The organism is Halalkalibacter okhensis (assembly GCF_000787375.1).
In the GTDB taxonomy this organism is placed as follows: Bacteria; Bacillota; Bacilli; order Bacillales; family Bacillaceae_D; genus Halalkalibacter; species Halalkalibacter okhensis.
Genome location: NZ_JRJU01000014.1, coordinates 81,190 through 100,336 on the forward strand (window position 1 = coordinate 81,190; position 19,147 = coordinate 100,336).

Annotated in this window: 17 protein-coding genes and 1 pseudogene; 15 read left to right on the forward strand and 3 right to left on the reverse strand. The window is 37.1% G+C overall.

Features of this window, described 5'->3' with window-relative positions; all coding sequences use genetic code 11:
- The first annotated feature begins 51 nt into the window (after window positions 1–51).
- Window positions 52–336, forward strand: coding sequence for a DUF3219 family protein (locus tag LQ50_RS11835; RefSeq protein WP_034629420.1), 285 nt, complete (start codon window positions 52–54; stop codon window positions 334–336).
- A gap of 66 nt (window positions 337–402) precedes the next feature.
- Here LQ50_RS11835 and LQ50_RS24330 read toward each other — a convergent pair whose 3' ends face one another.
- Together LQ50_RS24330 and LQ50_RS11845 are read right to left on the reverse strand one after the other, a co-directional pair.
- The gene (locus tag LQ50_RS24330; protein WP_052144720.1) at window positions 403–828 is read right to left on the reverse strand and encodes a hypothetical protein; all 426 of its coding nucleotides are present in this window, start codon (window positions 826–828) and stop codon (window positions 403–405) included.
- Between the two features lie 180 nt (window positions 829–1,008).
- Window positions 1,009–2,142, reverse strand: coding sequence for a zinc-dependent alcohol dehydrogenase (locus LQ50_RS11845; protein ID WP_034629422.1), 1,134 nt, complete (start codon window positions 2,140–2,142; stop codon window positions 1,009–1,011).
- 189 nt (window positions 2,143–2,331) lie between these two features.
- Between LQ50_RS11845 and speD the strand changes: the two genes are divergently transcribed.
- From speD to LQ50_RS11885, 9 genes and pseudogenes are all read left to right on the forward strand, one after another.
- The gene (gene speD / locus LQ50_RS11850; protein WP_034629424.1) at window positions 2,332–3,138 is read left to right on the forward strand and encodes an adenosylmethionine decarboxylase; all 807 of its coding nucleotides are present in this window, start codon (window positions 2,332–2,334) and stop codon (window positions 3,136–3,138) included.
- A 191-nt stretch (window positions 3,139–3,329) separates the two neighbouring features.
- Window positions 3,330–3,523, forward strand: a pseudogene (locus LQ50_RS11855) (alpha/beta-type small acid-soluble spore protein).
- Between the two features lie 13 nt (window positions 3,524–3,536).
- A complete protein-coding gene (locus LQ50_RS25445) occupies window positions 3,537–3,698 on the forward strand; it encodes a hypothetical protein (RefSeq protein ID WP_161784682.1) in 162 nt (53 codons plus the stop codon).
- Between the two features lie 154 nt (window positions 3,699–3,852).
- Window positions 3,853–4,401, forward strand: coding sequence for a P-loop NTPase family protein (locus LQ50_RS11860; protein ID WP_034629526.1), 549 nt, complete (start codon window positions 3,853–3,855; stop codon window positions 4,399–4,401).
- Window positions 4,402–4,496: 95 nt separating this feature from the next.
- Entirely contained in the window at window positions 4,497–5,630 is a 1,134-nt protein-coding gene (locus tag LQ50_RS11865; protein WP_034629426.1) for a CPBP family glutamic-type intramembrane protease, read from the forward strand.
- A gap of 101 nt (window positions 5,631–5,731) precedes the next feature.
- Window positions 5,732–6,007, forward strand: a complete 276-nt coding sequence (locus LQ50_RS11870) for an acylphosphatase (protein WP_034629430.1) — start codon at window positions 5,732–5,734, stop codon at window positions 6,005–6,007.
- A 230-nt stretch (window positions 6,008–6,237) separates the two neighbouring features.
- Window positions 6,238–7,182, forward strand: a complete 945-nt coding sequence (locus tag LQ50_RS11875; RefSeq protein WP_034629432.1) for a beta-ketoacyl-ACP synthase III — start codon at window positions 6,238–6,240, stop codon at window positions 7,180–7,182.
- 20 nt (window positions 7,183–7,202) lie between these two features.
- A complete protein-coding gene (gene fabF / locus LQ50_RS11880; protein WP_034629435.1) occupies window positions 7,203–8,450 on the forward strand; it encodes a beta-ketoacyl-ACP synthase II in 1,248 nt (415 codons plus the stop codon).
- A gap of 106 nt (window positions 8,451–8,556) precedes the next feature.
- A complete protein-coding gene (locus tag LQ50_RS11885) occupies window positions 8,557–9,822 on the forward strand; it encodes a LysM peptidoglycan-binding domain-containing protein (protein ID WP_034629437.1) in 1,266 nt (421 codons plus the stop codon).
- 52 nt (window positions 9,823–9,874) lie between these two features.
- Here the strand turns inward: LQ50_RS11885 and LQ50_RS11890 are convergent, their stop codons facing one another.
- Window positions 9,875–11,185 (reverse strand): NarK family nitrate/nitrite MFS transporter, encoded by a 1,311-nt coding sequence (locus tag LQ50_RS11890; RefSeq protein WP_034629440.1) that lies wholly within the window; start codon window positions 11,183–11,185, stop codon window positions 9,875–9,877.
- Window positions 11,186–11,535: 350 nt separating this feature from the next.
- Between LQ50_RS11890 and nirB the strand changes: the two genes are divergently transcribed.
- The 5 genes from nirB (at window position 11,536) to hcp (ending at window position 19,062) form a co-directional block, all read left to right on the forward strand.
- Complete coding sequence (gene nirB, locus LQ50_RS11895) at window positions 11,536–13,950, forward strand: nitrite reductase large subunit NirB (RefSeq protein ID WP_034629443.1); 2,415 nt, start codon at window positions 11,536–11,538, stop codon at window positions 13,948–13,950.
- Between the two features lie 21 nt (window positions 13,951–13,971).
- The gene (gene nirD, locus LQ50_RS11900; RefSeq protein WP_034629445.1) at window positions 13,972–14,292 is read left to right on the forward strand and encodes a nitrite reductase small subunit NirD; all 321 of its coding nucleotides are present in this window, start codon (window positions 13,972–13,974) and stop codon (window positions 14,290–14,292) included.
- Window positions 14,293–14,528: 236 nt separating this feature from the next.
- A complete protein-coding gene (pflB, locus tag LQ50_RS11905) occupies window positions 14,529–16,754 on the forward strand; it encodes a formate C-acetyltransferase (protein WP_034629448.1) in 2,226 nt (741 codons plus the stop codon).
- 88 nt (window positions 16,755–16,842) lie between these two features.
- The gene (gene pflA / locus LQ50_RS11910) at window positions 16,843–17,574 is read left to right on the forward strand and encodes a pyruvate formate-lyase-activating protein (protein ID WP_034629452.1); all 732 of its coding nucleotides are present in this window, start codon (window positions 16,843–16,845) and stop codon (window positions 17,572–17,574) included.
- A 195-nt stretch (window positions 17,575–17,769) separates the two neighbouring features.
- Window positions 17,770–19,062, forward strand: a complete 1,293-nt coding sequence (gene hcp / locus LQ50_RS11915; RefSeq protein ID WP_034629454.1) for a hydroxylamine reductase — start codon at window positions 17,770–17,772, stop codon at window positions 19,060–19,062.
- Window positions 19,063–19,147: the final 85 nt, after the last annotated feature.

A 19,147-nucleotide genomic window follows, 5' to 3' on the forward strand; every position in this document is an offset into this window, starting at 1 on the left:
GGCTATGATATGCATAGAATTATACAAATACAGTAAATGAGGTGAGGATAGGTGGTAACTGAAGTTATATTAAATGGTGTATCTATTCCGGTTATCAGTTTTAATGTAGAGTCATTAGAATCGACTACGGATAAATCGTTGTTGAAAATAACATTTGATTTTAAAGTGAAAAGTGGAGAAGAATATCATAAAATCACAACTCTGTTGTACAAAATGAATTTTGACGTAAAAGTACCAAAAGAAGAAATAGAGTTTAAGGGTACCATCCATAATTATTCCACTTCATTTACGAATTTGTATGAAAAAATAATGTTGGGGTGTTTCACCTTGAATTAATTGAGATAGAAAATTAGGTGTCAGCATAGATTGAGAGGATGGTTATAAGCCATCCTCTCATTTGAATTAATAAAAATAAGGAAAGAAGAAACTTCTTAAAATAGGAAATGGGAAATAACGGCGTCTGAACCGACGGAATCTTCTAGGAAAACCATAGCCGTATCCATATCCACCACCAGGAAATCCACCATAACCGCCATAACGAAAATCAGTAGTGTCATCATGATCCATATCGCCTACTGGCATTAACATGTTTACTCCATTTTGATCGATGCCATCGATGATTCCGTCATGAACTTGCCCATCTGTCGTCTCAAATTGCATTAAGTGATGATGATACCTTTGACATAAATCATGTAATTGTTGTTGGTGAAGCCCTGCATCCATTCCCATCTGAGGCATACCATGTTGTGGGTATTGTTCGGCATAATTCATTGCCCCTTGTTGAACGGATTGCCCTTGTGGCATCTGATTCATTGGAAAATTTTGCATTTTTTTATCGCCTCCTTTTCTAAAACCAAGATATTCACCTATGGGTAAATGTGTCACTTAGATGTGGGAATTTTTTTATTCTTTTTGTACGGAAGGACAAAAAGAAAAATAACTGCGCCTTCCATTGTTTCATTTTTCAAGAAATGGAAGGCGCAGTTTTTATTCGTGCTAAATTTAAAATTATGGTTTCAAAACGACCTTTATACAATCATCTTCATGATTATTAAACATTTTGTATGCTTCACTCGCATCATTAAGTGTAGCTGTGTGGGTAATAATTTCTCTAGGATCATATTCTTGATTGACAATTTGTTCATATAATGTCGGCATAATAGGAATAACTGGAGCCTGGCCCATTTTTATTGTAATGTTTCGTGAGAAGAATGGACCTAATGGGAAATTGTTATAATTGCTACCATACACACCAGTTAGTTGAACTGTTCCTGCTTTTCTCACAGCTTTTGTGGCGATTTGAATGGGGCCAAGTGTTCCACCTTGTAGCTTTAATTTTTGTTCAATAAACTCAAGTGGAGATTTCTTCCCATCCATCCCTACACAATCGATAACAACATCGGCGCCACCTGATGTGATTTCTTTTAGGTGTTCTCCCATATCAGGAAACTGCGTGAAATCAAAAATTTCGACGTTATTTGTTTTCTTGGCATGGTTTAAGCGATAATCTAAATAATCAACTGCAATAACTCGCTTTGCTCCTTTTCTCCAAGCATATTTTTGAGTCATGAGACCAACAGGACCAGATCCTAAAACAATGACTGTATCTCCTTCTTTTACACCAGCATGCTCGACGCTCCAATATGCTGTTGGAAGAACATCTGATAAAAAAAGCAAAGATTCGTCTTCGAGTTCACATGATTCTGGAATAACAAAAGGTGTGTAGTTTCCAAATGGAACTTTTAAGTATTCAGCTTGACCGCCTGGATGATTTCCGAATTTTTCTGTATATCCAAAATACCCTCCTGAATCATAATGGGGGTTCGAATTGTCACATTGACTTGTCAAATCATGCTCACAGTATATGCAATGGCCACAAGCGACGTTAAATGGAACAACAACTCGATCTCCTTTTTTAACTTTTGTTACCTCAGGTCCTACTTCCTCAACGATCCCCATTGGTTCATGACCAATGCTATAGCCTTTTGGTAATGGCATATTCCCTTGATATAGGTGCAAATCAGAACCACAAATAGCTGTGCTCGTTATTTTTACAATAATATCATCTTGTTTTTCGATTTTTGCATCCTCTACATTTGTCACCTCAACATGATTTGGTCCTTGATATGTTACAGCTCTCATTCTGACACTCCAATCCTTTTTCTTTTCGTACAATAACAGTATTTCCACTTCTCTATATTGAACATCTGTAAATTAATTACATATTCGTGAGGTGTAAGAGATTTTGGTTTAGATTGATAAAGATGGGTACCATAAAAAATATAAATCAATGAGTGAAATGATTACAGAAAATAAGGGGGACCTTATTCCATGAAGATAACACCCGAACAACGAGTGACATTGCATGAATTTAACAATTTAACGAAGTCATTAAGTTTTAACATGTATGATGTCTGTTATACAAAGACAAAGGCAGAACGAGAAGCGTATATTGAATATATAGATGAGCAATATAATGCTGATCGCTTAACGAAAATTCTTGAAAATGTTACGGAGATAATCGGTGCTCATGTGTTAAATGTAGCCAAGCAAGATTTTGTTCCACAAGGAGCGAGTGTCACATTATTGGTTTCTGAAGGGCCTGTAGTAGAGGTGCCAACAGAATCATTAGATGAGTCACCTGGTCCATTACCAGAATCGGTTGTATTGTCTTTAGATAAAAGTCATATCACCGTTCACACATATCCAGAATATCATCCGGTTGAGGGAATAAGTACGTTCAGAGCAGACATTGATGTCTCAACATGCGGGGAAATTTCCCCGCTAAAGGCACTGAACTATTTGATTCATTCGTTTGAAACCGACATTATGACAATGGATTATCGAGTTCGTGGTTTTACAAGAGATATAAAAGGACAGAAGTTATTTATCGATCACGAAATCAATTCCATCCAAAATTACATACCGGATGAAGTGAAGAAGTTGTACGACATGATCGACGTGAACATTTACCAAGAAAATATCTTTCATACAAAATGCAAATTAAAAGAATTTGATTTAGATAATTATTTGTTCGGCACAACAAAGGTAAACCTGCATCCAGGAGAAGCGGAAGAAATAACCGCTAAACTAACGACTGAGATGGATGAAATTTTTTATGGAAAAAACATTCTATAACAGAGGATCGTTTAAAGAAGGTATTGAGAATTTAGTTACTTCTTTAATCAGCGTCCTTCAGAAAAGAATGAAAATTGATAACTAATCAGAGAAATGATACAAGTAATAATGGAGATGACTATATGGCAAAAAGAAAAAGTTTACTTGTACCTGAAGCAAGGCAAGCACTCAATGAATTTAAAGGACAAGTTATGGCTAAGGAGGGCTTTGGTGTCTCGGGTTCACAACAAGTGAAATATGAAGTAGCAAAAGAATTACATGTTCCTTTAAAAAAGGATACAACGGAGGTCTCACTTCCAAACAAGCAGGTGAAATTGGCGGGAAAATAGGTGGGAGTATGGTAAAAGAAATGATTCGTATGGCACAGGAAAATTTATATAAATGAAAGGTAGGATTATATGAAAGAACATAGAGATGGTAACGAATCAGTAGGACAATTACAAAAACAAGAATTAGAACATGAGTTTTCAGAGGAATTATCAGATGGTGGAGAGCGAAATGAAATGGCAGAAAAGCAGCAACAAGATCCATCAAGGCGCAAACGGATTAGAACTGGGTGAAGTAGCGATAATTTGAGAATTTAGTTATTAGGGAGGTACTTTTGTATCTCCTTTATATATATGCCTCTAATCTGGAGATTTTACATTAATAAAGGAATTATGATTTTTAATGGTAATAGAGAGTAGAAAAAAATCTTTAGTTGGAGGTGTTCAGGTGAATCGCATTATGGTGATGGGGGTTTCTGCCGGTGTTGGTAAATCTACATTTGCTAGAAAACTAGGGAGATTAATAAAGACTGAAGTATACCACTTGGATAAGCTGTATTGGAAACCGAATTGGGTCGAAGCTTCGTTAGAGGAGTTTTCTGCCAAACAACAAGCAATTGTCAAACAAGATAAATGGATCATCGATGGAAACTATAGTAATACATATGATATCAGAATGAAGTACTGCGATACGATCATCTATATAGAGCTCCCTCTCTACGTTTGTTTATACCGAGTATACAAAAGGTGGCTTACGAATATCGGTAGGACTCGCATTGATATGGGAGTGGGTTGTAATGAGAAGTTGGATGCCCAATTTATTAAATTTATCATAAGCACATATTATGATCGCAAAAAACAGATGAAATATCGGATGAAAGAATTTCAACAACATCCTACTAATCAAGTGATAACTTTGAAAAGTAAAAAAGAGATTCAATCATTTTTAGAATCTCTACATTCAGAGAAAACTGGTTTAAAGAGTTTAAAGATATGATAATACAAAAATTAACATAAGAGTTTACCTTCATTCCTATTCTTTACTACAGTATAATGATTACTATGAAATTATTATACTAGGAGAAGATTCAGATGATTAACACAAACGTAGATCTGCACTCAGAAATGAAAAACAATCATCTGACTGCAGATTTAACTGAATATGAGATAAAGTTACTGAGTAAGTTTTCCGAGCTAGTTCATTTTGACAACGGTGAATACATAATAGAAGAAGGAGAACCTAATTGGTTTGTATATATCGTTAAAAGCGGGATGGTTATACGTCAGGATAATAACCGTCATGCCTCTTATAAAGCTGGAGATGTATTGGGGACCGATTCTCTTTTTGATACATCTAGTTATCAAGCCTCTTCTGCCATTTCTCAAGGTTCGAGCTCGGTTTTTAAAATAAATGTCGAAGTACTCTTTTCAGCCGAAAGATATAAAGATCTTCAAATTAGGTTGTTAAGTAAAGTGGTTTCTCAACTGTCAACTGAATTAGGAGAAAAACAAAAACAGGAACGTAAACCATATAAAGCATTAGCGTTATTAACAACGAATCTATTAGCAGTTGCATCAATTTACACATTGCTTTTAATTTCACTTACCACATTTGTTGAAGCAACAGGAGTTTCTACCTATGTTGATATTAGCATTATAATTGGTTTTGCTGCAGTAATGGTAATGATTATGAAACAAAGTGGCTATTCTTTTCAATCTTTTGGTGTCACAATAAAGAATTGGAAACAGCATAGCAAAGAAGCTGTCTTATATACGTTCCCTGTATTATTGTTTTTTTTGATTCTCAAATGGGGCTTAATTACGTTTATACCTGCTTTTTCTCACATGCCTTTAATTAACATAGAAGCTACGTTTGAAGACATCGGATTTACATATTCGATGTTTGCTTTTTCAGTTGTTGTCTACATCTTATTTTCAATTGTCCAAGAGTTCATCGCTAGAGCAGGTTTGCAATCTGCGTTTTCACTATTTCTTCCAGATTCAAAATGGAAAGTGCTATTATCGATTGTATTATCAAATTTATTGTTCGCGATGGCACACTCTCATATAAATATATGGTTTGCTTTGACGGCTTTCATACCTGGCCTCTATTGGGGTTGGATGTTTGAAAAACAACGTTCAATAGTTGGTGTTTCCATTTCTCATATGTTGATAGGCATTTGGGTCATATTTATTTTAGGGTTTACTCAATTTTTGACTTTATAAAAGAATAAAAGAGGCAAAGTATCATTTTGTCTCTTTTTGCTTTTGTTTTTTTATTAAAATAGATAACCTGTATGTAGTGTTATAGAAAAGGAGGTCATTATATGTTAGTACGTTACAAGGCAATTGTTCTTGGAAAAGTTCAAGGTGTTGGTTTTCGGTATTTTACTCAGCATGAGGCTTTAAAGCATCACATTAATGGAACAGTACGGAATTTAGATGACGGATCAGTAGAAATCGATGCAGAAGGGGAAAGGGAGGATATTGCTAGATTCATTCAAGCTGTAAAAAAGGGACCTATGTTTTCTAAAGTGCAGGAGATTAAGATAAATAAGCAAGAAGACACAAAGCACTATACCTCCTTTACCATTGCTTACTAAAGAGGTTTTTTGATAGTTTAGTAATAATTTAAGAGTTTTTTCATTTGATTATTTATTGCTTCAAAAAAGACAAGATTCGTGCATTTAAAATAAAAATGTTCGACAAGTATGTCTTTTAACCAAATAAATTCAAATAAAAATAATACGGTCTTCAATTTTTGAAGACCATGCTGTAGAATAGTTTATAGGAGATATTATGACCTAGTCATAAAAATAGTTAGGGTGATGAAATGAAACGTGTCGGTATCATCGGAATTGGTGCATATGTTCCAAATAACATTGTCACAAATCGTGATTTAGAAAATCGTGTAAATACAACTGATGAATGGATTAGATCAAGGACTGGAATTGAGGAACGTAGAATAGCATGTGATGATATGGATACGTCTCATATGGCAATAATGGCTGCGAAAGAGGCGATCAGTGATGCTGGAGTAGAGGCTGAAGAGATCGACTTAATTTTAGTAGCGACGGCCACTCCGGATTATTCGTTTCCATCTGTGGCTTGTTTAGTCCAAGGTGCATTAGAAATCCAAAATGCTGCAGCAATGGACATTAGTGCGGCTTGTTCAGGCTTTGTATATGGTGTTGTTACTGGCCAACAATTTGTTCAAAGTGGGACATACAGAAATGTTTTGGTTATAGGTAGTGAAAAATTTTCTAAAATCATTGATTGGTCTGATCGAAATACGTGCGTCTTATTTGGTGATGGTGCTGGAGCCGTTGTATTGAGTACGGTTTCAGAACAACGAGGTATTTTATCATATGATTTAGGTGCTGATGGAAGTGGTTCTGAACATTTACTAGTTGGGAAAGAATCAAATTGCGTAGAAATGAATGGAAGAGAAGTGTTTAAGTTTGCAGTACGACGGCTACCCGAATCTAGTCTCCATGTTGTGGAAAAGGCTGGATTATCAAAAGAAGAGGTCAATTTTCTTATTCCGCATCAAGCAAATATGAGAATTATTGAAGCGGCAAGAGAACGGTTTGGACTTGAGAAAGAGCAAGTGTCAACAACGGTCAGAGAGCATGGAAATACATCAGCTGCTTCGATTCCACTAGCACTATATTCAGAATTAAAAAATGATAACATTCATGAAGACGATATCATTGTCATGGTTGGTTTTGGTGGTGGCTTGACTTGGGGTTCTATTTGTTTAAGGTGGGGAAAATAATTTAAAAGGGGAGTAAGCATATGACAAGACGAGTGGTTGTTACAGGGATAGGAGCTGTTACACCGTTAGGTAATGATGCTGATACAACTTGGAATCATTTGAAACAAGGCATTTCTGGTATTGGACCACTTAGTAGAGTGGATGCTGATCAGTTTAATGTAAAAGTTGCTGGTGAAGTGAAAGAATTTGTTCCATCTGAGTTCATGGATGGAAAGGAAGCTCGAAGAATGGCGCGATTCACACAATTGGCTATTGCAGCAAGTAAGATGGCAGTGACTGATGCCAAACTACGAATAGGTGAGAATATTGATTCTCAGCGTGTAGGAGTCTGGATTGGTTCTGGAATTGGAGGGCTAGATGCGTTTGAGGAGCAGCATAAACGCTTTTTAGACAAAGGTCCAAAGCGTGTAAGTCCTTTTATTATACCGATGCTAATTCCAGATATGGCATCAGGAAGAGTGTCAATTGAGACCGGTGCAAAGGGAATTAACAATTGTTCGGTAACGGCCTGTGCATCAGGAGCTAATTCCATTGGTGATGCATTCCGCGTTATTCAAAATGGTCAAGCTGACGCCATGATCACTGGTGGTACGGAAGCTGCAATTACGGATATGACGATTGCTGGTTTTGCCAATATGACGGCTTTATCTACCAATCCAGATCCCAAAACTGCTAGTCGTCCTTTTGATAAAAATCGTGATGGATTTGTCATTGCAGAAGGTTCAGGTGTGTTGATTTTAGAAGAGTTAGAGCATGCTTTAGAACGAGGGGCTACGATTTATGGAGAAATGGTAGGCTACGGAGCAACAGGAGATGCCCACCATATTACAACTCCAGCACCAGAAGGGGAAGGTGGCCAACGAGCAATGAAATTAGCTCTTTCTGATAGTGGGCTATCTCCTGAGGAAGTTGATTACATTAATGCTCACGGGACAAGCACATATTATAATGATTTATACGAAACAGCCGCTATAAAGGAAGTGTTTGGTGACCATGCATATCAGCTTTCCATTAGTTCAACAAAATCAATGACAGGACATCTGCTTGGTGCAGCCGGAGCGATTGAGGCGATTTTCTCATTGTTAACAATGAGAGATGGAGTCATTCCACCAACAATCAATTATGAAACTTCTGATGAAGAACTTGATTTAGATTATGTTCCAAATGTTGCGAAAGAACGAGGGGTTAACGTTGTCCTTTCAAACTCATTAGGATTTGGTGGACATAATGTAACGCTAGCTTTTAAAACGTATAAGCAAAAAACCTAATCATTCAACTTGATTAGGTTTTTTTGTGCGACGATGTTTCTAAGAAAGTAAACTATAGGCATATGCTAATCATTCTTCCATAAAATGTGAAAAAAGGGGGGAGAGAATGGCTATTCATATTGTACAAACCAATGATTCACTGTGGAGAATCTCGCAACTTTATAACGTTCCTATTCCTACCTTATTGGAAGTCAATGGTTTAGAGTCTTCTTTACTTAGCCCAGGATTAGCTCTATATATTCCCGGTGATACGTTGACAAGACGCCTCTATGAAATTATTCCTGGAGATACGCTCTGGTCCTTGGCAATAAGGTATCAAACCACGGTTGAAGCCATTTTAGCAGCCAACCCACAGTTAAACGTTAATTTTCTTCAAGTTGGTCAAAGAATTACTATCCCAACACCTTTAAAAATGAACATGACCACATTAGGATTTTTCGTCCCTTATTCTATTCCTTATTTTCTTTCCATATTTGAGCAGTTTGCAAATCAATTAACGTATTTAGCGGTTGTTTCGTATTCTTTTACAGATGAAGGATGGGTGTATGTTGACCTTCCCGATGATCAAATTCCGACTAGAGCTCGTCAATTAAATGTAGTTCCATTGTTAATGATTCGAAATATATCCGCAGATGGAGAGTTTAGTGCAGAGTTAGCTGGTATAGTACTAGAAAATTCATCTTATCGGGCGAACCTTATTCAAAGTTTAATGAATTTTGTCGAGGAAAAGGACTATGGCGGAATTAGTGTTGATTTTGAATTTATTCCACCAACGAGACGCAATGATTTTGTTATATTTCTACGTGAATTAAAATTAGCATTAGGCGATTTAGTCCTCCATGTGAATGTTCATGCCAAAACAGTTGATATCCCTACGAATCCGATTATCGGAGGATATGATTATCGTCAAATTGGTGAAGCAGCTGATATAGTAGCAGTCATGACTATCGATTACGGGTATCCGGGTGGCCCCCCCAATCCAGTGAGTCCGATTTGGTGGGTAGAAGAGGTTATTCGTTATACATTAACAGAAATTGATCGGAGCAAACTACAAATTGCTCTGCCAATGTACGGCTATGATTGGATCGAAGGGACAAATATTACAAGAGGGTGGTCTTTAAATGATGCTCAAAATCTTGCGATAAATTCTGGGGCAGTAATAAATTTTGATTCAACAGCCATGTCACCTACCTTTTTATATTGGATTGGAATAGAAGGGCATATTGTCTGGTTTGAAGACATACGCAGCTATGAAGAGAAATACAAAATGATTGATTTCTATGGGTTAGTAGGCTCAACTTATTGGGAAACACGGTTACCATTTCCTCAAAATTGGGCATTTATACAACAACACATGAATGTACAAAAATAGATAGCAAAGTAAAAAGCAATGCTCACTATTTGAGAGCATTGCTTTAATTTTTTTATGCAGCATTTTTGCTAATATCGTCACAACGTATTTCTGCATTTTTTCTTTGATAGTAATACCAATTAAGACCGATAGAAATTACATAAAAGGCAATGAAATAATACAATGCTGAAATGGGTGTACCCGTTGTGGAAACAGACCAACCAAATAATTGTGGGATAAAAAATGATCCATAAGCGGCAAACGCTGCTGTAAATCCAAGAACAGGAGCGGCTTCTTTAACCGGGAAAATAATCGGGATCATTTGAAAAGTTGAGCCAGATCCCATTCCTGCTGCAATAAATAAAAGCAAGAACGATGATAGAAACCCAGCAAAATTTTGTTGACCGATAAAGTAAATAACAGAAAGAGCTCCAAGGGTCATTGCAACCAGGACGTAAGCTGTTACTCTTGCACCACCAAATTTATCAGAAACCCATCCTCCTACCGGTCTAAATGCTGCTGCTAAAAAAGCACCTAAAAAGGCTAATGCAACGTAGTCTGGAAATTGAGAGCGTAATAATAATGGGAATGCCGCTCCGTACCCAATAAATGAACCGAATGTAGCTACGTATAAAATAGTCATAATCCAAGTATGCTTCCGTTTAACAATAACAAATTGATCTTTCACTGATTGCTGTGCAGTTGGTAAGTTATCCATTCCGAAATACGCAACAATTGTCATCACAGCAATTGGTATGACCCAAATGAATGCAGCATTTTGTAACCAAATTTCCTGGCCATTTGCTAACACTTGACTTTCTCCACCAATAAAGGCAAATGTACTCACTGCAATAATAAGTGGTGTCACAAATTGAACAACAGAAACCCCCATATTTCCTAGTCCGCCATTAATACCAAGGGCAGTTCCTTTTTCTTTTTTCGGGAAAAAGAAACTGATGTTTGCTAGTGCAGAAGAGAAGTTTCCTCCACCAAGTCCACACAATGCTGCAAGCAGCAACATAACCCAGTAAGGTGTATCAGGATTTTGAACTGCAAAACCAATACCTAGTGTAGGGATTAATAGTACCCCTGTTGAGAAAACGACCCAGTTTCTACCACCGAATTTCCCTACAGCAAATGTATATACAAATCGTAGTGATGCACCAACAAGTCCGGGAATAGCTGCTAATGTAAACAATTGTTCATCTGTAAATGCAAAGCCAATGTCATTCAATCTGACCGCAACAACCGACCAAATTTGCCAAACGATAAATGCAAGCATAAGTGTTGGTACTGAGATCCATAAATTTCTTTTAGCATGCCTTTTTCCTTCTTTTTCCCAGAATTCTTTGTTCTCTGGATTCCATTCTTTTATTCTTCCCATGATACTTCCCCCAATGATGGATTAATATATTTTAAATACATCTTTTCTTCACACTCAAATCATACAAAGGAAAGTCTCTCATGAAAGTGATGAATGTCACATATTCAAATAATTAAAAAGCAACTTGGTTCGTTTCTTGTTGCATAAATAATAGGAAGAAATTAAGTAAAACGCTTTATGAAAAAATTTGAATAATAAATATGAATCGTTGTAAAAGACAGATGAATGTGAAATACTGAACATTAATTTCTCGATCTGTGATCTTTCTCACATGATAGAAAAGATTTATGCCCTACAATAAGCATTAGATACAAACAATGTGAAGCGATGAACAAGTGGAGGGATTTGAGATGGGAAAGAGAAAGTTAGTCATGATTGGAAATGGTATGGCAGGCGTTCGCGTCATAGAAGAGATTTTAAAACTTAACCATGATTTATATGAGATAACAATCTTTGGAAATGAGCCTCATCCTAACTATAATCGTATTCAACTATCAAATGTCCTACAAGGAAACACGACTTTTGATGAAACGATTATTAATGACCTAAATTGGTACGAGTCTAATAATATTGAGCTCTTTACCGGTGAGGCAGTAATTGGTATAGACACTAACAAAAAGCTGGTCATCTCTGATAAGGGGCAAGAATTAGCTTATGATGAATTAATTTTAGCAACAGGGTCTCTCCCTTTTATCTTGCCAGTACCTGGTGCAGATAAAGAAGGCGTCATTGGGTTTCGAGATATTAAAGATTGTGAAAAAATGATCAAAGTAGCTAAGCATTACAAGAAAGCTGTCGTCATAGGTGGAGGACTGCTTGGTTTGGAAGCTGCAAAAGGGTTAATCCATTTAGGAATGAAAGTAGATGTTGTTCATTTAATGGAACACTTGATGGAACGCCAACTTGACGCGGTCGCTTCAACTATGTTGAAGAAAGAATTAGAAGCACAAGGCATGAATTTTCTCATGGAAAAAGCAACAATTGAACTATCAGGTACAGACCGAGTCGAAGGCATTCGCTTTAAAGACGGTACAGAAACTGAAGCTGATTTAATTGTGATGGCAGCTGGGATCAAACCAAATGTTAGTCTTGCAAAAGATAGCGGAATCTATGTAAATAGAGGGATTGTTGTTAATGACTTTATGGAAACAAACATCCCACATGTGTATGCAGTGGGTGAATGTGCAGAACATAGAGAAATCGTATACGGTCTCGTAGCTCCTCTTTATGAGCAAGGGAAAGTGTTGGCCCAAGTACTTTGCAATCAGAAAGATCAAGGATATGAAGGTTCTATCACTGGAACACAATTAAAAGTTTCAGGAATTGACCTTTTCTCAGCTGGTGAAATTTATGATGATAATACGTCTAAAGCCATTGTTGTTCACAATGAATACGAAGGAATCTATAAAAAAGTATTAGTACGTGATGATCGTATAGTAGGAATTGTTTTATACGGTGATACAAAAGATAGCAACCGATTGTTTAAAATGCTGAATGAGAAACAAGACGTGTCGGACATTACTTCTATTTCATTCCTTCAATCTCAAGAAGCATCTGACAAAAATGATGTGGCTAGCATGCCGAATGATGAGGTTGTTTGTGGATGTAATGGGATTAGTAAAGAAACGATTGTTAACGCCATCCAAGAAGAAGAGGTCACAACAGTTGAACAAGTCGGAGGATGCACGAATGCGGGCCGTTCATGTGGAAGATGCAAACCTGTCATTCAAGACATAATTGCCTACACTCTTGGAGATGAATTTGCGCAAACAGTCGAGAAAAAGACCGTATGTGGATGTACAACATTAAGCCGTGATGAAGTAGTGGAAGAGATCCGTGAAAAAGGATTAACAACGTTCAAAGAAGTCATGAATGTATTGCAGTGGAAAAATGAAGAAGGATGTTCAAAATGCCGACCTGCGCTTAACTATTTCTTAGGAATGATATATCCTGACTACGTGGATGAAAGAGATTCACGTTTAGTAAATGAAAAAATGCATGCAAACATTCAAAAAGACGGTACGTATTCAGTCATTCCGAGAATGTACGGCGGTGTAACAACAGCAAAAGATTTACGTAAATTAGCCGATATCGCTGAGAAGTATGATGTGCAACTATTAAAGATAACCGGTGGACAACGAATTGGTTTATATGGATTAGAAAAAGAGCAATTGCCAGCTGTTTGGGAAGACTTAGGTATGCCTTCTGGTTATGCGTATGGAAAAACGCTCCGGACAGTAAAAACATGTGTTGGAGCACAATTCTGCCGTTTTGGTACTCAAGATTCTATGAGTTTGGGAATTGAATTAGAGAAACGCTTTGAACGCCTTGATACTCCGCATAAAGTGAAGATGGGTGTGTCTGCTTGTCCACGAAACTGTGCAGAAGCAGGAATTAAAGATGTAGGAATTGTCGGTCTTGATGGAGGATGGGAAATTTATGTAGCAGGGAATGGAGGAACAGATTTAAGAGCCGGAGACTTGTTATGTAAAGTGAAAACTGAAGAAGAAGTCTATGAAATCACAGGAGCGTATTTACAATACTACCGTGAAACAGCTCTATATTTGGAGCGAACTTCTACATGGGTGGAGCGTATCGGGTTAGACCATGTCAAGGAAGTCTTAGCCAATGAAAAAACAAGAAATGAGTTAAATGAGAGATTAAATCAAACGCTTGCACGATATGAAGAGCCTTGGAAAAAAGCTGTGGAAGACGAAGAAATCCGTCATGCTTATTATTCAAAGCATGAATTATTAAAACTTTAAAAATAGAGGGAGCTGATTCTAATGATTTCAACTGGAACTCGAATTAACATTTGTAAATATGATCACTTACCAAGTATGATTGGGCAAGTTTTTGTCATAGGTCATAATGAAATGGCTGTATTTCGACTTTCAAATGGAAATGTAAGAGCTATTGAAAATAAAAGCCCGCATCCAAAAGGTGGAAGATTGGCTGACGGTCTCGTGAGTGGGGAATATGTTTATTGTCCAATTCATGACTGGATTATTTCTCTTATTGATGGAAAAGTGCAAGCTCCTGATAGGGGCCAGGTCAAAACATATCCAATTGAAGTTAGTGGGGAAGATGTGTATTTAATTATTTAATGTCACTTTACTTATTCAAAAATTTGTCACGAATGAGAGTTAGGTTTGTGATAAATATCACATTGTTTAAGTCAATAATCTATTAATCTTATATGTGTAAGGTAATAAAAGGATTTAAATAGCGAGCGAGTGGTTAGGTGTATAGATCAGAGTAGAAAATCAAAAAGTCGTTATACACCCAACCATGTGAATGATTTCACATTTAATGAAGATTTAGAGAGCGAGGGTGAATGAAAATGAACTATTGGAGAACTTTCAAACAAGGGAAATGGCAAAAAGATGTTGATGTGAGAGATTTTATTCAACGTAACTACGTTTTATATGAAGGAAATAATGAATTTTTAGAAGAAGCAACAGAGCATTCGCGAAAATTATGGGATCAAATTATGGGTCTTAGTAAAAAAGAACGTGAAAACGGTGGCGTATTAAACATGGATACATCGATCGTTTCAACGATTGTATCTCATGGGCCAGGATACTTAAATCAAGAAATTGAACAAGTTGTCGGTTTGCAAACGGATGAACCTTTTAAAAGATCAATGCAACCATTTGGCGGCATTCGAATGGCTGCTGATTCGTGCAACGCATATGGATATACATTATCACCTGAAGTAGAAGAGATTTTTACGAAATACCGCAAAACACATAACCAAGGCGTATTTGATGCCTATACTCCAGAGATGAGAATGGCTCGTAAGGCAGGAATTGTTACAGGTCTTCCGGATGCTTATGGACGAGGAAGGATCATTGGAGATTACCGTAGAGTAGCCCTTTACGGAGTAGATTTCTTAATGAAACAAAAGCAAGATGATTTAAATACAACTGGTTCGATCATGTCAGAAGATGTGATACGTGACCGTGAAGAAATAGCTGAACAAATTAGAGCGCTTAAGGAATTAAAGGAAATGGCAGCGTGTTATGGTTTTGATATCTCACAACCAGCTACAACGGCGAAAGAAGCGTTCCAGTGGTTGTACTTTGCTTACTTAGCAGCGATCAAAGAGCAAAATGGAGCAGCAATGAGCTTAGGCCGTGTCTCTACGTTCCTAGATATATATATTGAGCGTGACTTACAGGAAGGTACTTTAACAGAAATGGAAGCTCAAGAGCTTGTTGATCATTTCGTTATGAAACTCCGATTAGTGAAATTTGCTAGAACACCGGATTACAATGAATTGTTTAGCGGGGACCCAACATGGGTAACAGAATCAATTGGTGGAGTTGGTGTGGACGGTAGGCCGCTAGTAACGAAAAACTCATTCCGATTCTTGCATACATTAGACAACTTAGGACCAGCACCAGAACCAAACTTGACCGTATTGTGGTCGAATCAGCTTCCTAAAGGGTTCAAAGAGTATTGCTCAAATATGTCGATTAAAACAAGTTCAATTCAATACGAAAATGATGATCTTATGAGAGCAAGCTACGGCGATGATTATGGAATTGCATGTTGTGTAAGTGCAATGAAAATAGGTAAACAAATGCAGTTTTTCGGAGCACGTGCAAACTTGGCAAAAACACTTTTATACGCAATCAATGGTGGGATTGACGAAAAGTTAAAATTGCAAGTTGGGCCTGCATTAACACCCATTACAGATGAATATTTAGATTATGATAAAGTCGTTGCGAACTTCGATAAAGTTATGGATTGGTTGGCGGAACTATACATGAATACGCTTAACATCATCCACTATATGCACGATAAGTATAGTTATGAGCGGATCGAAATGGCTCTTCATGACAAAGAAGTGATTCGTACAATGGCGTGTGGGATTGCTGGATTATCCGTAACCGCAGATAGTTTAAGTGCAATTAAACATGCAAAAGTAAAAGTTATTCGTGATGAACAAGGAATTGCTGTTGATTACGAAATTGATGGCGATTATCCGAAATACGGAAACAATGATGATCGAGTCGATGACATTGCCGTTTCATTAGTGAAGACATTTATGACTAAATTGAAAAAGCATAAAACATACCGTAATGCGATTCCGACAATGTCAGTATTAACCATTACTAGTAATGTGGTATACGGGAAGAAAACAGGAAACACACCTGATGGAAGAAAAGCTGGTGAACCGTTTGCTCCAGGGGCAAATCCGCTACATGGTCGCGATCAAAAAGGAGCTCTTGCTTCACTAACATCAGTTGCGAAGATTCCTTATGAGTATTCACTTGATGGTGTGTCAAATACGTTCAGTATCGTACCAAAGGCATTAGGTAAAGAAGATCAAGATCAAACAGCAAATTTAGTGGGAATTCTAGATGGTTATGCAAAACAAGGGGGGCATCACCTAAATATTAATGTATTTAACCGTGATACATTAATTGATGCGATGGAACATCCAGAAGAGTACCCACAATTAACGATTCGTGTTTCCGGTTATGCTGTTAACTTTATTAAGTTAACACGTGACCAACAAATTGACGTTATTAACCGTACATTCCACGAATCTTTGTAAATTAAATGCCCCCAGCTAAAAACAAAAAAATGATAGTAACTAGCGGGGGCTTTGTGTCGCCTTGGTTATCTAGGAAAATGAGGGATAAATGATGATTGGAAAAATTCATTCAATAGAAACTTGTGGAACCGTTGATGGTCCAGGATTACGATATATTGTTTTCATGCAAGGCTGCTTGCTGCGCTGTCAATACTGTCATAATCCAGATACGTGGAAAATTGGTGAAGGAAAAGACATTACTGTAGATGAGATCGTTAATGATTTGAACTCATATTTGCCTTACTTTGAAAGTAGTGGTGGAGGAATTACCGTTTCGGGAGGAGAGCCATTGCTTCACCTCGATTTCCTTATCGAACTATTTACGAAATGTAAGGAAATAGGGATCCACACGACGATTGATTCATCTGGAGGCTGTTTCCAAGAACATCCTGAATTTTTACGAAAGCTAGATAAACTATTATCACTGACAGATTTAATTTTGTTAGATATTAAGCATATAGACCCCGATAAGCATCATGCTTTAACAGGAATGAGAAATGACCACATTTTAAAATTTGCTATGTTTCTATCAAATAAAAACATCCCTATTTGGGTTAGGCATGTATTAGTCCCTGGCATTTCTGATGATGCAAAAGATTTAAAGAACTTACGGCTTTTTATCGATAAGCTAGAAAATGTGGAGAGAGTCGAAGTGCTGCCTTACCACAAATTAGGTGTTTATAAGTGGAAAGAACTAGGGTTAGAGTATGCTTTAGAAGATGTGGATCCTCCAACGGAAAAAGCAGTACTGGAAGCTAAAATGTTACTAAGAAGCAGATAAAATGTGAAGCACTCGAATTTATAAATTCGAGTGCTTTTTATCATGCATGTGGTCCTATGTAATAGTCTCAGCGTACGGAGATAAGTTAGATAAGTTTTCCAAAATTGTGATGAATGTCACAGCGACCCTATAAAGGAGTATATAAAATACATCTTATAAAAGCATTTATTTTATTGAAATTTGGAGGGGATGTACATGTTTTGTCATCAATGTGAGCAAACACCAACAGGAGGCTGTAACATCATAGGTGTTTGTGGAAAGAATGAAGATATTGCCAGTTTACAAGATACACTTGTTTTTGCGTTAAAAGGAATTGCTGCATATGCAACTCATGCTAGACAATTGGGATTCTCTGACTCAGAGGTAGATGCTACAACACATGAAGCATTGTATATGACATTAACAAACTCGAATTTTAACATGCAAGAACATATTGATATGGCGATGAAAGTGGGAAGCTCTGCTGTCAAAGTGATGGAACTGTTAGACCAGGCTCATACAAGTAGATTAGGTATTCCGGAACCTATCACTGTTTCTCAGAACAAAGTTGAAGGAAAAGCGATTATTGTAACAGGTCACAATTTATTTGCATTAGAAGAATTGCTTAAGCAAACAGATGGGAAAGGAATTAATATTTATACACACTCAGAAATGCTTCCAGCTCACGGCTACCCTGAACTAAAAAAATATCCGCATTTAAAAGGAAACATAGGGAAGGCATGGTTCGATCAACGTCGTTTGTTTGAGAAATTTCCTGGAGCTATTCTTGCAACGACTAACTGTGTTATGCCCATTAAAGGGAGCTATTCACACAGATTCTTCTCGTATGATATTGCTGGGTTAGAAGGCGTAGAAAAAATCTTGAATGACGACTTTACCCCTTTAATCGAAAAAGCATTAGCTCTACCTGATGCAAATATGGAGAGTGGAGAAGTCTTAACGACCGGATTCCACCATAACACCGTAATCGGAATTGCACCCGAAATTGTTAATGCTGTAAAAGCTGGTAAAATTCAACGATTTTTCGTGATCGCTGGTTGTGATGCGCCAGGTCCTGGAGGCAAATACTATCGTGAACTAGCAACATCACTGCCAAACGATACGGTCATTTTAACGACCTCCTGTGGAAAGTTTCGATTCAATGATCATGATTTTGGAACGGTAGCTGATACAGGCATTCCTCGTTATATTGATTTAGGGCAGTGTAACAACTCTGTATCAACAGTAAAAATAGCACTTGCTTTAGCAGAAGCATTTGACTGTGAAGTAAATGAGTTACCTGTAAGCATTGTCTTATCATGGTTTGAGCAAAAAGCTGTTGCGATCTTACTTGGTTTATTCAGCTTAGGAATCAAAGACATTCGAATTGGACCAAAACCACCGGAGTGGATTACACCAGGCGTTTTAAATGTATTGCAAGAGGCATTTGATCTGAAGTTGATTACTACTGCAAAAGAGGATATGCGAGATATGCTGGCTTTGAATTAATGGTTAATATATTTCAAAAAAATTCCATCCTAAATAATTAATGTATTCACCAGAGATTTATATTTTGGATCAAAATGGGACTAGA

Excerpts from the sequence above, each read along its gene's own strand:
- LQ50_RS24330 (WP_052144720.1), bottom strand. The coding sequence starts at position 828 with ATGCAAAATTTTCCAATGAATCAGATGCCACAAGGGCAATCCGTTCAA.
- LQ50_RS11845 (WP_034629422.1), bottom strand. The coding sequence starts at position 2,142 with ATGAGAGCTGTAACATATCAAGGACCAAATCATGTTGAGGTGACAAAT.
- speD (WP_034629424.1), top strand. The coding sequence starts at position 2,332 with ATGAAGATAACACCCGAACAACGAGTGACATTGCATGAATTTAACAAT.
- LQ50_RS25445 (WP_161784682.1), top strand. The coding sequence starts at position 3,537 with ATGAAAGAACATAGAGATGGTAACGAATCAGTAGGACAATTACAAAAA.
- LQ50_RS11865 (WP_034629426.1), top strand. The coding sequence starts at position 4,497 with ATGATTAACACAAACGTAGATCTGCACTCAGAAATGAAAAACAATCAT.
- LQ50_RS11870 (WP_034629430.1), top strand. The coding sequence starts at position 5,732 with ATGTTAGTACGTTACAAGGCAATTGTTCTTGGAAAAGTTCAAGGTGTT.
- LQ50_RS11875 (WP_034629432.1), top strand. The coding sequence starts at position 6,238 with ATGAAACGTGTCGGTATCATCGGAATTGGTGCATATGTTCCAAATAAC.
- fabF (WP_034629435.1), top strand. The coding sequence starts at position 7,203 with ATGACAAGACGAGTGGTTGTTACAGGGATAGGAGCTGTTACACCGTTA.
- LQ50_RS11885 (WP_034629437.1), top strand. The coding sequence starts at position 8,557 with ATGGCTATTCATATTGTACAAACCAATGATTCACTGTGGAGAATCTCG.
- LQ50_RS11890 (WP_034629440.1), bottom strand. The coding sequence starts at position 11,185 with ATGGGAAGAATAAAAGAATGGAATCCAGAGAACAAAGAATTCTGGGAA.
- nirB (WP_034629443.1), top strand. The coding sequence starts at position 11,536 with ATGGGAAAGAGAAAGTTAGTCATGATTGGAAATGGTATGGCAGGCGTT.
- nirD (WP_034629445.1), top strand. The coding sequence starts at position 13,972 with ATGATTTCAACTGGAACTCGAATTAACATTTGTAAATATGATCACTTA.
- pflB (WP_034629448.1), top strand. The coding sequence starts at position 14,529 with ATGAACTATTGGAGAACTTTCAAACAAGGGAAATGGCAAAAAGATGTT.
- pflA (WP_034629452.1), top strand. The coding sequence starts at position 16,843 with ATGATGATTGGAAAAATTCATTCAATAGAAACTTGTGGAACCGTTGAT.
- hcp (WP_034629454.1), top strand. The coding sequence starts at position 17,770 with ATGTTTTGTCATCAATGTGAGCAAACACCAACAGGAGGCTGTAACATC.